The organism is Acidaminococcus sp. AM33-14BH, from assembly GCF_003603525.1.
Classification (GTDB): domain Bacteria; phylum Bacillota; class Negativicutes; order Acidaminococcales; family Acidaminococcaceae; genus Acidaminococcus; species Acidaminococcus intestini.
Genome location: NZ_QTNG01000008.1, coordinates 50558 through 64404, shown reverse-complemented (window position 1 = coordinate 64404; position 13847 = coordinate 50558). Strand labels below are relative to the sequence as shown.

Below are 13847 nucleotides of genomic sequence, written 5' to 3'. Positions count from 1 at the left end.
AAAAAGCCATCAAATGATTCATTGTAAGTTTCTTTAGTGTGGACAGCTTGTTCTTCAGATGCGGACTTTTTTCTTAACAAAAAAGGTTCCTAACTGCGACTTATCCTTTATTCCTTCACCGGTTGGTTTCATTCATAGGCCTGTTTAAAAAATTTCAAGTTGATTTGTGATGGCTGGATAACACGATATTGCGATGCTTTCTTCAAAAATGGTTCACTTTTTTTATATTTCGAATAATACGATGAAAATGTTACAGTGAACGTTCGGGATTGTCCTTAATATAAAGACAATAGCGAAAAGTCCTTATTTTCTGTCTTTTATGGAAGAACAAATCTTGTTATAATACGTGTAACAAATGTTGCACTTTAAACCAATTAGGGGGTATCGAAATGAGCAGCAACACAAATTCAAAAAACAAAGCCATGACTTGGCAAGCTCTGTGCCTAATGGCCTACACGGTCGTGTGGGGATTTGGCAATACGGTCAATGGCTTTGCCAACCAAGGTCTGAAAGTCGTCGTTTCCTGGATGATTCTCTTCCTCTTCTACTTCATTCCGTACACGTTGATGGTGGGGGAAATGGGCGCGACCTTTGAAAATGGTGCTGGCGGTGTCAGCTCCTGGATCAAAGAAACCATGAGTTCCAAATTGGCCTTCTTTGCTGGCTGGACCTTCTGGGTAGTCAATATTCCTTATCTAGCCCAGAAACCGCAGAATATCCTTATTGCTATGGGGTGGGCCATTTTCCAGAATGACCAACTGACAACCATGATTTCGCCTATGATGCTTCAGCTTATCAGCCTTGGCATTTTCATGTTCTTCATGTGGTATGCCGCTCAGGGTGTATCGGCTTTGAAGCGCATTGGTTCCATTGCCGGTTCCTTTATGTTTATCATGAGCATCCTTTATGTGCTTCTCGTTCTCGCTGCGCCTTACATCACGGAAGCAAAGACCTTCTCCTACAGCCTCAGCTGGGATACGTTCATGCCGAACTTCAACTTTGAATACATGACGACCCTCAGCATCCTCGTCTTTGCTGTCGGTGGCTGTGAACGCATTGCACCGTATGTCACGAACCTCCAGAATCCGGATAAGGAGTTCCCGCGTGCCATGATTGTCATGACCGCAATGGTGGCTGTTACGGCTGTTCTTGGTACCTTTGCCATGGGTCTTATGTTTGACCCCAACAATGTGCCGAAGGACCTGATGATGAATGGAGCTTACTACTGCTTCGCCAAGCTCGGCGCTTATTATGGCGTGGGCCGCGCTTTCGTCATCCTCTATGCTATTTGCCAGTTCTTTGGCCAGGCAGCAACCCTTGCCATCTCCATTGACGCACCCATCAAGTTCCTCTTAAGTGATGTTGATCCGAAATTCGTACCTCATTCCTTCACGAAGATCAACGAAAAGGGCATCCCTGTGAGCGGTTACAAACTGACGGGCATCCTTGTCAGCATTCTTATCATCGTACCGGCCCTTGGCATTGGCGACATGACAACGCTCTACATCTGGCTCCTGCGCCTGAATGCCATCTGCATGCCGCTGTCCTACCTGTGGGTCTTCCTGGCTTATATGGCGCTCAAACGGGCGAAAAAGGCTTACAGCTCTTCCTACTACCTTACAAAGAGCAAAGGCACCGGCTTTATGATTGGTTTCTGGTGCTTTGCCCTGACGACCTTTGCTTCGCTCATGGGTATGGTTCCTTACGGTGTAGAAATGTATTCTTCCACCTGGTGGTTCCAGATGATCATGAACGTCGTAACGCCGGTCATCCTTCTTGGTATCGGCCTTATTTTCCCTATCCTTGCACGCCGCGAACGGGAAAGATTGGGCGAGACGGCATAACCTTAATAATTTAATCGGCGTGGACATCGCTCCGATTTGATGGAAAACATGAGCCCATTGCTTCAGAAACATATCCGAAGCAATGGGCTCATGGCATATTGGAAGAAGGAACGTACTGCGATTGGGAAAAACGTAAAAGGGGCCATCATGCTGTCATGACTCTTCGGCGCTGGCTGTCGAGTTAAAAGATAAAAAGGCAGCTGTGATGCTGCAGGGACATGTTTCCAGGTGAATGTAATTCCGACCCATCCCCCGCAGGGGGGCGGTTTGGGTCCGTGTCTCACGGTCTTTTAGCATCACATCTCGACCGCCTTTTTCCACCGCTGCCTTGACAATCTTTCCCAATTTTGCTATATTGTTCGGAGCGCAATGAGGGGGTTGGCATCCCTGAGCGACTGTACCACAAGAGAGGCTGCCTTGGCAGCAAACAGGGTGGAACCGCGGAAGTCACTCCCGTCCCTGTAATGTAGATGATTCTCGTCTATATTGCAGAGACGGGAGTTTTTGTTTAGGAGGAGAAAACCATGAATTTCCAAGACATCATTTCGGCGCTGAGTGCCTATTGGGGGCGTCAGCAATGCATCAACTTCCATCCTTATGACGTAGAAAAAGGAGCTGGGACCATGAACCCGGCAACTTTCCTTCGCGTCTTGGGACCGGAGCCGTGGAACGTATGCTATGTGGAACCGTCCCGCCGCCCGGCTGACGGACGTTATGGCGATAACCCTAACCGCCTTTATCAGCATCATCAGTTCCAGGTCATCATGAAACCGTCTCCGGATAACATTCAGGAACTGTATCTTGAAAGCCTGCGCGAACTAGGGATCCATCCCGAAGAACACGATATCCGTTTTGTTGAAGACAATTGGGAATCGCCGACCCTGGGTGCCTGGGGCATGGGCTGGGAGGTCTGGCTCGACGGGATGGAAGTGACGCAGTTCACCTACTTCCAACAAGTTGGCAGCCTTGATATCAAACCTGTTGCCGTTGAAATCACGTACGGCCTCGAACGCCTTGCCATGTATATCCAAGGTGTGGAAAATGTCTACGACATCAAATGGGTGGGCGATGTGACCTACGGCGATGTGTATCACACAAACGAGGTGGAACAGTCCTGCTACAGCTTTGATATTGCCGATACGGATCTGCTCTTTGACCTCTTTGATAAATATGAAAAGGAAGCCAAAAGGGTCCTGTTAACGGGGAACATCCATCCAGCTTATGATTATGTGCTCAAGTGCTCCCATACGTTCAACCTTTTGGACGCCCGAGGTGCCATCAGCGTTGACGAACGGACCAACTACATCGGCCGTGTCCGCGCCCTGGCCCGCCTGTGCGCCGCGGCGTATGTGGAACAGCGTGAAAAGATGGGATTTCCTATGCTGAAGAGAGGGAACAACTAATGGCTACGTTATTATATGAAATCGGAACGGAAGAAATGCCGGCCCAATACATGCCGGGTATCTTGAAAAACTATAAGGAACTGGCAGAAACAAAACTCAAGGAAGCCCGTATTCCTTTTGAAAAAGTCAGCGTCTACGGAACGCCGCGCCGCATGGCCTTTGTGGCTGAAGGCATTGCTGACCGTCAGGAAGATATGACGGCAGAGAGCAAAGGTCCATCCCTCAAGATTGCCTTTGACGCAGACGGCAACCCGACGAAAGCCGTCCAGGGCTTTGCCCGCGGTCAGGGTGTGGAAGTCTCTGCCCTTGAAAAACGGGATGGTTACGTTTATGCCATCAAACACACAAAGGGCGGTGAAACCAAGGTCCTGCTGCCTGCCTTGTTGGATGATATTCTCCACAGCCTGTCCTTCCCAAAGACCATGCGCTGGGCTGACTATGACTTCGGGTTTGTCCGTCCTTTCCACTGGATGGTGGCCCTTCTTGACAGTGAAGTCATTCCTGTTGAAGCAAACGATGTCAAAAGCGGCAATGTGACCCGCGGCCATCGCTTCCTGGGCAGTCAGACCATTACGATTCCTTCGGCCGAGGCTTATGTAAAAACCCTCGAAGAAAACTTCATCATTGTCGACGTGGAAAAACGCCGTGCCCTCATCCGGGAACAGATTGAAGCGTTGGGCAAAAAAGCCGGCGGCCATACGGCCATTTCTGAAGACCTGCTCGATGAAGTCACTTATCTTGTCGAATATCCGACGGCCCTTTGCGGTTCCATTGATGATAAGTACCTGAAGCTCCCGAAAGAAGCTGTCATTACTCCCATGCGCGACCATCAGCGCTACTTCCCTGTCCTTGATGACAGCGGCAAGCTTTTGCCTTATTTCATTACGGTCCGCAACGGCAACAGTGAACATCTTGACATCGTGACCCACGGCAACGAACGCGTCCTTCGTGCCCGTCTTGACGACGCGGTCTTCTTCTTTGAAAACGACCGGAAAAAGAGCCTTGAAGCACATCGGGAGGCCCTGCATGATGTAGCCTTCCAGCGCGGCATGGGGAATATGTATGAAAAGACGGAACGCCTCGAAGCCCTTACGAGCTGCCTCCTCAAGGAATCGGGCGTTGCCGCTGATGAAAAGGCTCTTGTTCGCGCAGCCCGCCTCAGCAAGGCCGATCTTGTGACCGGCATGGTTACGGAATTTACGGAACTGCAGGGCACCATGGGCCGTGAATATGCCCTTCTTGACGGCGAAGGCGATACGGTCTCGACGGCTATTGGAGAGCAGTACATGCCGCGCTTTGCCGGCGATGAACTGCCTCAGACGAATGAAGGCCGTCTCCTTGCTATTGCCGATAAACTGGATAATATCACAGCAACCTTCAGCCGCGGGGAAGCTCCAACCGGTTCCCAGGATCCCTATGCCCTGCGCCGCCAGGCCCTGGGTATCCTCAATATCGTCACCGATGGAAACATCCACTTTGCCCTTACAAGCGCCATCAAGGAAACCTTGAGCCGCCTGCCCAAAACGGATCAAAGTGAAGACAAACTTGTGGCTGATATTGTTGAATTCTTCGCCCAGCGTTCCAAGAACATGATGCTTGACCGCGGCGTTCGGTACGATATCGTCGATGCCGTCCTTGGTGCTGAAGGCCGGGATGACCTGTGCGACGCTTTTGCTGCCGCTGATGCCCTGACGGCCTATCTCGGTACGGATAAGGCGCCAGAAACGCTTCAGGCCTTTACCCGCGTGGAAAATATTACCAAGAAAAGTCGCGTTGACGCACCTGTTTCCGAGGCCCTTTTGAGAGAAGACGCTGAAAAAGCCCTCTTTGAAGCTGTGGAAAAGGCTGCTGAAAACGTACATGGAATGCTTCTTTCCCGTGATTTTGCCGGCGTCCTTACCGCTTGCGACAGCCTTTCTGCACCCATCAACCATTTCTTTGATGACGTCATGGTCATGGATAAGGATGAAGCCGTAAAGCAAAACCGCCTTGCCCTTTTGACAAAGATCCGCAGTCTCATTGGCTGTGTGGGTGATGTCTCTCTTCTTGTCATGAAATAAAAACGTCATACTAAAAAGCCGGAAGATCCGATGTTAATAGGTTCTTCCGGCTTTTTGCATGCTGACGTCATGGTTAGAGATTGGCGTTTACTTCGTCGTATTTATGATCCTTCTTAAAAAGGCTCACGGCGTAGGAACACATGGGCAGGATCTTGACGCGGCTGTCCCGGGCTCCCATGACAACAGCGTCCACGAGACGGCGGGCCAGGCCTCTTCCTCCATAGGCGGGATCGACGACGGTGTGTTCAATGACCCAGACATCTCCATCAAGGGTGTAAGAACAGTACCCTACTTCTTGGTCTCCATCGTAAGCTGCGGAACGGTTATTATTTTCTTCAAAGCGTACACTGATGCAATCGTCCATGCCGTACTCCTTTCCTTGTCTAACGTTTCTAAGTGTTTTACGGCTTAGGATATTTTACACTATTTCCTCTTATTTGGATAGAGGCAAGGTATGAAAAAAGAGCTGCCGCCCCATATGGCGGGGAGCAGCCCAGAAACTGTTTTAGAGATTTTTGAAGACGGACAAAAGGTCTTCCTTGAGGTCTTCTACATCTTCAAGACCTACGGAAAAGCGCAGAAGCGTATCCGTAATTCCCTTTTCTTTTGCTTCTTCCGGCGTCAAGTCCGCGTGAGTCTGGGTGCGGGGATAGGTCATGAGGCTTTCGGCACCGCCCAAACTTTCAGCAAACTGGATGAGGGAAATCCCTTCAAGGATTTTCTTGGCCCGCTCCGGTGTATCAACATAAAACGAAATCATGCCGCCAAACCCGGTGGCCTGTTTTTTCTGGATCTCATACCCCGGATGTTCGGGAAGGCCTGGATAGAGGACCTTTTGCACATAGGGCTGGGTCTTTAGGAAAGCAACCAGCGTTTCTGCATTTTTTTCGTGCTGGCGCATACGCAGGGGGAGGGTGCGGAGGCTGCGCAGCATGAGCCAGGCGTCAAAAACGCTCAGGCAGGCTCCTGTCGTTTTGTAGATGGAACGAAGTTTTTCCGCGATGGATTTTTCCCGGCTGATTACAAAGCCTGCGAGGATATCGTTGTGACCGGCCAGGTACTTCGTCCCGCTGTGCAGGACAATATCGCAGCCAAGTTCCAGAGGGCGTTGGAAATATGGGGTGAGGAACGTATTGTCAACGATGACCAGAAGACCCTTTTTGTGGGCAAGTTCTGCCAGGGCGCGTAGGTCGGTGATTTCCATGGTGGGATTTGTCGGTGTTTCCAGATAGATGGCCTTTGTTTTAGGTGTAATGGCTCTTTCCACGGCTTCAAGGTCGCTTGTATGGACGGCGGAAAAGGTTAGACCGTACGGTTCGTAGACGGAACGGAAGAGACGGAAGGAGCCGCCATAAAGATCAAAACCTGTAAGGATATGGTCTCCGGATACAAAAAGACGCATCACCGCATCAATGGCAGCCATACCGGACGAAAAGGCGAGGGAATCGACGCCGCTTTCAAGGGCGGACATGACTTTTTCCAAACGGGCATGGGTGGGATTGGATTCCCGGGTGTAGTTGAAGCCTGTTGACTCTCCTACATGAGGATGGGAAAAGGTGGACGTACAGTAAATCGCCGGTGAAACGGCACCCGTTGCATCGTTGGGCCCGTCTCCATGGATACAGGTTGTTTGAAACTTCATGGAAACCCCTCCTAAAACATAGAAAATTGATAGGATTAAAAAGCATAAAAGAAATCACATCAATGATTTTCTACTACTTTACGATGAAAAAAAGCGGCTGTCAATAGAAATGCCCATGATTGATTGGAAGACAGCCTCTTCTTTCAGTATAAGAAAATGCGCGAGGCGTTTTTGATCGGGCCTGAGGGAAGTTCTCTGCCGATTGAGTGAGGATAAAGGCGGGGCGGGGGATGTTCACACGTCCTTTCATGTGATATAATCATTAGATGTTAAAAGTATAGACAGGCGGTGAGACCATGAGTATTACAGCGAAAGATGTCAAACATATCGCAACTCTGTCGAGACTCAATGTGCCGGCAGATGAGCTGGAAAAATTCGAGGACCAGTTCAACCAGATCCTCAATTATGCGGAAATCCTGAAACAAGTCGATACGACGGGAATTGAACCTTCTCCTTATGTCCTTCCGACGAGCAATGTCTTCCGTGAAGATGTGCCCCAAGAAGGGCTCTCCCACGAGGACGCCATGAAAAATGCACCGGAAGAACATGATGGCGGCTTTAAGGTACCCCGCGTCATCGAATAAGAGGAGGAAGCACTGTGACGTTATATAATGAAACTGTTCACGATCTCCATGAGAAGCTGACCAAAAAAGAAATCAGCTCCGTGGAACTGACCGAAAAAGTCTTTGACCGCATTGACAAAGTCGAAGACAGTGTCAAGGCATACATTACCTTGGATAAAGAAGGGGCCCTGAAGAAAGCTCGCGAAGTCGACCAGAAGATTGCCGCGGGTGAGGCCATAAAGCCGCTGACGGGGATTCCCGGCGCCATCAAGGACAATATCAGCCTCAAAGGTATGCGCCTGACGTGTGCTTCAAAGATCCTGGAAAACTTCCAGCCCGTCTACGATGCCCACGTCATTGAAAATCTCCGTAGGGATGATACGGTCTTTATCGGTAAGACCAACATGGATGAATTTGCCATGGGTTCCACGACGGAAACAAGTTATTTCAAGGCCACGTCGAACCCTTGGGATCTTACCCGCGTACCGGGCGGTTCTTCCGGCGGCAGTGCCGCTGCTATCGCAGCCGGCGAAGCTATTTGGTCCCTGGGCAGTGATACGGGCGGATCCATCCGTCAGCCTGCTTCCTTTAATGGCTGTGTCGGGATCAAACCGACCTATGGCCGTGTCTCCCGTTATGGCTGCATTGCCTTTGCTTCTTCCCTTGACCAGATTGGGCCCATCACGAAGGATGTGACCGATGCGGCGATTGTCCTCAACACAATCTGCGGCGTAGACGCCCATGATTCGACTAGTGCAAATGTCCCTGTGCCCGACTTCACGAAAGCCTTGAAACAGGACGTAAAGGACATAGTCATCGGCCTTCCGAAGGAGTTTTTTGGCAAGGGGACCGATCCCAAAGTCGCTGAACAGATCAAATTGACGGCGAAAAAATATGAGGAGCTGGGCGCAAAAGTCGTTGAAGTTTCCCTGCCTCATACGGAATATGCCGTCATTACGTACTACATCATCGCACCGGCAGAAGCGTCGGCCAATCTTGGCCGTTTTGACGGTGTTCGTTACGGCTTCCGTGACCTTTCTGCCAAATCGGCCCCGGAAATGATGGCCGCCACCCGTACGGAAGGCTTTGGCGAGGAAGTGCGCCGCCGCATCATGCTTGGGACCTACGTCTTAAGCTCTGGTTATTACGACGCTTACTACAACAAAGCCATGCAGGTCCGTACCCTCATCCGTCAGGACTACCAGAAGGCCTTTGAGACCTGTGACCTCCTGCTTACCCCGACGAGCCCGGTCGTGGCCTACTCACTCGATGCCAAGATGGATCCCCTGACGGTCTATATGCTTGATGTGACGACCATTCCTGTCAACATGGCCGGCCTGCCCGGTATGTCCATCCCCTGCGGATTTGTGGATGGCATGCCCGTTGGTGCCCAGCTCATCGGCAAACCGCTTGGCGAGGAAACCCTGCTGCGCGCCGCTTACACCTTTGAACAGGCTACGGAATTCCACAAAGCCGTGGCGCCCCTGGGAGGTAAGAAATAATGACTGAATATACTACTGTAATTGGTCTTGAAGTCCATGCCGAACTAAAGACGAAGACCAAAGCTTTCTGCTCCTGCTCCACTGCCTTTGGCAGCGAACCGAACACCCATGTCTGCCCTGTCTGCCTTGGTATGCCTGGCGCCCTGCCGGTCATGAACAAGCAAATGGTTGAATTTGCCCTGCGGTTTGCCCTGGCTGTCAATTGTGATATCCAGCACTACAGCAAGTTTGACCGGAAAAACTATTACTATCCAGATCTTGCCAAAGCCTACCAGATTTCCCAGTTCTATCAGCCTATCGCCTTGGGCGGTCATGTTGATGTCAACGTAAATGGTGAAACCAAGCGCATTGGCATTACGAGAATTCATATGGAAGAAGATGCTGGTAAGCTCGTCCATTCCGGTGCCACCATTTCAACGAGCGACTCTTCCGCCGTTGACTATAACCGTGCCGGTGTGCCCCTTATCGAAATCGTTTCCGAACCGGATATGAGAAGTGCGGCAGAAGCCCGTGCTTATATGGAAAAACTCCGTTCCTACCTGCAGTACACGGAAGTCTGCGATGGAAAAATGGAAGAAGGATCCATGCGCTGCGATGCCAATATCTCCATCATGCCTGTAGGCAGCAAGGAATATGGCACCCGTGCAGAAATCAAGAACCTGAACTCCTTCAAAGCCTTGGAACGGGCCATTGAGTATGAAGTCCAGCGTCAGAAAGAGATACTCGAAGACGGCGGGCACGTCGTCCAGGAAACCCGTACGTGGGATGATGCCCAGGGCATGACCTTCTCCATGCGTTCCAAGGAAGAGGCTCATGACTATCGCTATTTCCCGGAACCGGATCTTGCGCCCATCATCATTGATGACGCGTGGATCGAAAAGGCCAAGAGCGAACTGCCTGAACTCCCTGATGCGAAGAAAGACCGCCTCATGAAGGAAAAAGGCCTCGATGAATACAATGCTGAACTCATTGTATCAGACAAGAAATTTGCCGCTTACTTTGATGAAGCCGCTAAATCAACGGAAGACGCCAAGAGTGTCGCCAACTGGATGCTCGGTGACGTATCGGCTTATCTTAATGCCAATAGCGTGACCATTGGCGAATTCCCCGTTTCCCCGACCCATCTTGGGGAAATGGTCAACCTCATCAATAAAGGCGTCCTTTCGAGCAAGCTTGCCAAGAAAGTCTTTGCGGAAATGCTCAAGACCGACAAAGCTCCGGCTGCCCTTGTTAAGGAACTGGGCCTTGAACAGGTGAGCGACGCTGGCGCTATCCAAGCCATGGTCGACGAAGTCCTTGCTGCCAATCCGCAGTCTGTTGCGGATATCAAAGCGGGTAAGGATAAAGCCATTGGCTTCCTTGTAGGACAGATCATGAAAAAATCCCGCGGCAAAGCCAACCCGGGCATGGTCAACCAGATGATCAAGAAGAGCATTCTCGGCTAAGAAAAATGAAAGGAACGGCATCCCAAGCAATTGGGATGCCGTTTTTGTATTTTTGCGATGGACAGTCTCAAATGTATTGCCTTTTGAGAGGTGAAAAAGACCAAACGCACGGCCAGAAACCGTTACTTCTTCGAAGGGTGGGAATCAAACTTAATTTGGCTTCAAACAAGTTTCTCGGACTTCTGTTATCACTCCAAAGGCACCCTTCGAAACTCCGGGCGAATGGTCCCTCACTACCGTTCGTATGAAAATGTCGCTGTGCGTTCTCATCCACTGCCAAGACGGGGAAATGGCAATGGAACGACTTATGGCCCTCCTGCGATACGTCATGAATCCATTGCCTTAGAAGAATCTTTTCTAAAGCAATGGGCTCAAGTTCTACATCAATTCGGAGCGATTCTTGCTTTGAATAAAAATCAACCATGCGTCGTCAGGTATACCCCTACAAAAATCACACTGGCTCCGACAATCTGGAGCGGTCCGATGGGATCTGCAAAAATGAGATACCCGGCAACCATTCCCATGACGGGCGTGAAATTCAAAAAGACGGAACTGACGCTGGGGCCGACATTCTTGACGCCGATGTTCCAAAAGACATTGGCGGCAATCCCGCCGAAAAGGGTGATATAAAGATAGGAAAGAAAGGGAACAGGCGGCAAGGGAGAAAGGACAAGGGTGTTTGAAAAAATCCCATAAATAGCGGTTCCGGCTGTCCCGCAGAGACTGCACCAGCCAAGGGCCGTAAGGACGTCCATGTGGCCTGTCAGCTTTCGTGAGGCCAGGCTGTAAAAGGCCCAGGCAAGCTGGGATGCAATACAGAAAACGTCGCCTACATTGAAGCTTATGGTGCGGATCATGTCAAAATTCCCTTTGGTAATGACTGCAAGGACGCCGCTAAAGGAGAGCAGGATGCCCAGCCACTGCTTCTTGGAAAAGGCTTCGTGAAGGATCAGGTAGGCGCAGACCGACGTAATGGCAGGGGTCGTCGCCGTAATCAGGGGGCTGTTTGTCACCGTCGTGAACTGGAGACCGTGGAACTGGAGCACGGAATTGAGCATCTGTCCATTGATTCCCATAAAAACAATCCACGGCCAATCTGTCTTGCGGGGGAGAAGCTTTGCCATGTCCCGACCGAGACGGAAGTATTGGTAAAAGAGGATCACCATGCCGACGACGAGGAATCGGAAGGTCGTAATGGTTGCTGGCGTCCAATAAGGGAGCAGCCATTTGAGCGTAATGGGCTGGAATCCCCACAAAAGCCCGATGAGGGACAAAAGGATGTATGTTGCATTCGTGCTGATGATCATCGCCCCCTTTAGTATCATAGATGCATTATATCATAGAAGGCGTCAAAAAAACGGATGGGGCCATTTATCTTTTCGCTAAGCTGGCGGCAGCGTGAATCGGTTCCATTCATTGAAAAACATGGAGAGAAAGCCCAAAATGGCTTGACTTTTCCCTTTTCATATAGTAAATTTATAGGGCTGAAGCTAATTTTAGCACTACCGCCCGGAGAGGTTCCGAAAACTCCGGAAGGAGTACCGTATTCGGCGAGTCTTGGAATGAGGGAGGTGCATCTGAATGTACGCTATTATCCGTACTGGTGGTAAACAGTATCGTGTCAGCGAAGGGGATGTCCTGGAAGTTGAAAAACTGAACGTCCAGGAAGGCGACGAAGTCGTTTTCGATGACGTCCTGACCGTTGTAAGCGATGGGGATGTCAAGGTTGGCAAACCGACTGTAGAAGGCGCTAAAGTCACTGCAAAGGTTGCTGCTCAAGGCAAAGCTGATAAGATCTTTGTTTTCAAATACAAAGCAAAGAGCAACTATCGCAAACGCCAGGGTCATCGTCAGCCCTTCACCCGCGTTGAAATTACTTCTATCGAAGCATAAGCCATGATCAAAGTCGATATTTACGAAGATGATCAAGGAAAGATCAGGGAGTACCGTGTAGCCGGTCATGCCGATTCGAATCCCGAGGGATTCGATGAAGTGTGTGCCATGGTTTCCCTCACAACCCAGGTCCCGGTACTTGGGATGGAGCAGGTCCTTTCCCGTACGCTGGATTACAGCGTCGATGAAGAAGACGGATTGCTCTGTGTCAGACTGGTCGATGCGCCCGATGATAAAACCGAAGTCCTCCTGCGGACCATGGTCCTGGGACTGAAGGGCATCCAAAAGGCATATTCCGACTATCTGGCTATCGAGGAACACAGGAGGTGAGTTTAGTGTTCGAATTAATCCTGCAATTACACGCTCATAAAAAAGGTTCTGGTTCCACTCACAACGGTCGTGACTCCAACGCTCAGCGTCTGGGCACGAAAGCTCATGATGGTCAGTTTGTAACGGCTGGTTCCATCATTGTCCGTCAGCGTGGTACCCGTTTCCATATGGGGAAAAACGTTGGGATGGGTAAGGATTACACCATTTTCGCAAAAGTTGACGGTAAAGTCGCTTTTGAAAGATGGGGTAAGGATCGCCGCATCATCAGTATTGTTCCTGTTGAGGCGGAAGCTTAATTCCAAAATAAAAAGACTGCTGCTTAGGCGGCAGTCTTTTTTTATTCTTGGGAATGTTGGGCGCCTGAAGCGGAACACTTGATGAGGGAATACCGATGGCGTCAAAGAAAGTTTCTAGTGTTCCCCATGAAGAAGTGCAGCTGCGGCTTCCTTGTTTCCGGACTTACTGGCACGAGCGTACCAATAACGGGCTATTGAAAGATTCCTTGCCGTGCCTTCTCCCTTTTCATAGAGGCGTCCCAAGGCAAGCTGACTGGGGGCTGAAACATGGTCGCTGCGGTATGCGGACTGCAGGTAAAGGTCCATGGCTTTTTGTATGTCTTGAGGAACGCCTTTGCCTTTTTCGTAAAGCGTACCCAATAGATAAGTAGCAGTCACATCTCCTCTAAGGGAGGCTGCTTGGTACCAATGGGCGGCTAACTGGGCATCAGGAGCCACACCATCTCCATTTTCAAAGCAAAGACCGATATATCGTCCTGCCTTCATGTCGCCTCGGTCAAAGGCAATTTGTAAAATCTTGAGTGCGCTTTCATAATGCCCCTCGGTGTATAAGCGGATTCCATCTTTTAAGAAGAGACGACCTGAAAGGGAATGTGTGGCTGTTTTTTCATAAGCTGGATGAATTATGATTCCTTCCGTTTTCGTCTTAGCCTGAGCTGGAGCAAGAGGCAGTAAGAAAAGGCAGGAAAGCAGAAAGGATCCTGCCATGGCAGCAAATTTCATAGGAATGCCTTCTTTCGTAAATCATTGATTGCGGTCATTATAGCATATAAATCTAGTATGAATCATGAATTTTCGATAAGTTGATTTTACTTTCTACTAATATGACGCGATTCGATGATTTACTAGATATTTATGATATAATATAA

The 13847-nt window shown here is 50.0% G+C and carries 13 protein-coding genes; 9 read left to right on the top strand and 4 right to left on the bottom strand.

Going from position 1 to position 13847, the window contains the following annotated elements; translation table 11 throughout:
• The first annotated feature begins 389 nt into the window (after positions 1–389).
• The 3 genes from DW817_RS07020 (at position 390) to glyS (ending at position 5307) form a co-directional block, all read left to right on the top strand.
• Positions 390–1844: an amino acid permease gene (locus tag DW817_RS07020; protein ID WP_009014975.1), complete on the top strand. Its 1455-nt coding sequence runs from the start codon at positions 390–392 to the stop codon at positions 1842–1844.
• A gap of 524 nt (positions 1845–2368) precedes the next feature.
• Positions 2369–3247: a glycine--tRNA ligase subunit alpha gene (gene glyQ, locus DW817_RS07015; protein WP_021737128.1), complete on the top strand. Its 879-nt coding sequence runs from the start codon at positions 2369–2371 to the stop codon at positions 3245–3247.
• Positions 3247–5307, top strand: coding sequence for a glycine--tRNA ligase subunit beta (gene glyS / locus DW817_RS07010; RefSeq protein ID WP_120111803.1), 2061 nt, complete (start codon positions 3247–3249; stop codon positions 5305–5307). Before glyQ ends, glyS begins: the two co-directional genes overlap by 1 nt.
• A 73-nt stretch (positions 5308–5380) precedes the next feature.
• Here glyS and DW817_RS07005 read toward each other — a convergent pair whose 3' ends face one another.
• Entirely contained in the window at positions 5381–5671 is a 291-nt protein-coding gene (locus DW817_RS07005; RefSeq protein ID WP_009014972.1) for a GNAT family N-acetyltransferase, read from the bottom strand.
• 141 nt (positions 5672–5812) lie between these two features.
• Complete coding sequence (locus DW817_RS07000) at positions 5813–6949, bottom strand: PLP-dependent aspartate aminotransferase family protein (RefSeq protein ID WP_120111800.1); 1137 nt, start codon at positions 6947–6949, stop codon at positions 5813–5815.
• A 296-nt stretch (positions 6950–7245) separates the two neighbouring features.
• On the opposite strand from DW817_RS07000, the gene gatC reads away from it, so the two are divergent.
• From gatC to gatB, 3 genes are read left to right on the top strand one after another with little or no spacing between them, the layout of a single operon-like run.
• Positions 7246–7533, top strand: coding sequence for an Asp-tRNA(Asn)/Glu-tRNA(Gln) amidotransferase subunit GatC (gene gatC / locus DW817_RS06995; protein WP_009014970.1), 288 nt, complete (start codon positions 7246–7248; stop codon positions 7531–7533).
• Between the two features lie 14 nt (positions 7534–7547).
• Positions 7548–9014 (top strand): Asp-tRNA(Asn)/Glu-tRNA(Gln) amidotransferase subunit GatA, encoded by a 1467-nt coding sequence (gatA, locus tag DW817_RS06990; protein WP_120111797.1) that lies wholly within the window; start codon positions 7548–7550, stop codon positions 9012–9014.
• Entirely contained in the window at positions 9014–10459 is a 1446-nt protein-coding gene (gene gatB, locus DW817_RS06985) for an Asp-tRNA(Asn)/Glu-tRNA(Gln) amidotransferase subunit GatB (protein WP_009014968.1), read from the top strand. Before gatA ends, gatB begins: the two co-directional genes overlap by 1 nt.
• 416 nt (positions 10460–10875) lie before the next feature.
• On the opposite strand, the gene DW817_RS06980 is transcribed toward gatB, so the two are convergent.
• Positions 10876–11766 (bottom strand): DMT family transporter, encoded by an 891-nt coding sequence (locus tag DW817_RS06980; RefSeq protein ID WP_120111793.1) that lies wholly within the window; start codon positions 11764–11766, stop codon positions 10876–10878.
• Between the two features lie 274 nt (positions 11767–12040).
• Between DW817_RS06980 and rplU the strand changes: the two genes are divergently transcribed.
• The 3 genes from rplU to rpmA are packed head-to-tail and all read left to right on the top strand — an operon-like array spanning position 12041 to position 12978.
• The gene (gene rplU / locus DW817_RS06975; protein WP_009014966.1) at positions 12041–12352 is read left to right on the top strand and encodes a 50S ribosomal protein L21; all 312 of its coding nucleotides are present in this window, start codon (positions 12041–12043) and stop codon (positions 12350–12352) included.
• Positions 12353–12355: 3 nt separating this feature from the next.
• Positions 12356–12682, top strand: a complete 327-nt coding sequence (locus DW817_RS06970; protein WP_120111790.1) for a ribosomal-processing cysteine protease Prp — start codon at positions 12356–12358, stop codon at positions 12680–12682.
• Between the two features lie 5 nt (positions 12683–12687).
• Positions 12688–12978, top strand: a complete 291-nt coding sequence (rpmA, locus tag DW817_RS06965; protein WP_016459987.1) for a 50S ribosomal protein L27 — start codon at positions 12688–12690, stop codon at positions 12976–12978.
• Positions 12979–13092: 114 nt separating this feature from the next.
• Here the strand turns inward: rpmA and DW817_RS06960 are convergent, their stop codons facing one another.
• Positions 13093–13701, bottom strand: coding sequence for a tetratricopeptide repeat protein (locus tag DW817_RS06960; protein ID WP_120111787.1), 609 nt, complete (start codon positions 13699–13701; stop codon positions 13093–13095).
• Positions 13702–13847 lie beyond the last annotated feature (146 nt).

What these genes read in the sequence shown, in the direction of transcription:
- DW817_RS07020 (WP_009014975.1), top strand. Translation starts at nt 390, where the DNA reads ATGAGCAGCAACACAAATTCAAAAAACAAAGCCATGACTTGGCAAGCT.
- glyQ (WP_021737128.1), top strand. Translation starts at nt 2,369, where the DNA reads ATGAATTTCCAAGACATCATTTCGGCGCTGAGTGCCTATTGGGGGCGT.
- glyS (WP_120111803.1), top strand. Translation starts at nt 3,247, where the DNA reads ATGGCTACGTTATTATATGAAATCGGAACGGAAGAAATGCCGGCCCAA.
- DW817_RS07005 (WP_009014972.1), bottom strand. Translation starts at nt 5,671, where the DNA reads ATGGACGATTGCATCAGTGTACGCTTTGAAGAAAATAATAACCGTTCC.
- DW817_RS07000 (WP_120111800.1), bottom strand. Translation starts at nt 6,949, where the DNA reads ATGAAGTTTCAAACAACCTGTATCCATGGAGACGGGCCCAACGATGCA.
- gatC (WP_009014970.1), top strand. Translation starts at nt 7,246, where the DNA reads ATGAGTATTACAGCGAAAGATGTCAAACATATCGCAACTCTGTCGAGA.
- gatB (WP_009014968.1), top strand. Translation starts at nt 9,014, where the DNA reads ATGACTGAATATACTACTGTAATTGGTCTTGAAGTCCATGCCGAACTA.
- DW817_RS06980 (WP_120111793.1), bottom strand. Translation starts at nt 11,766, where the DNA reads ATGATCATCAGCACGAATGCAACATACATCCTTTTGTCCCTCATCGGG.
- rplU (WP_009014966.1), top strand. Translation starts at nt 12,041, where the DNA reads ATGTACGCTATTATCCGTACTGGTGGTAAACAGTATCGTGTCAGCGAA.
- DW817_RS06970 (WP_120111790.1), top strand. Translation starts at nt 12,356, where the DNA reads ATGATCAAAGTCGATATTTACGAAGATGATCAAGGAAAGATCAGGGAG.
- DW817_RS06960 (WP_120111787.1), bottom strand. Translation starts at nt 13,701, where the DNA reads ATGAAATTTGCTGCCATGGCAGGATCCTTTCTGCTTTCCTGCCTTTTC.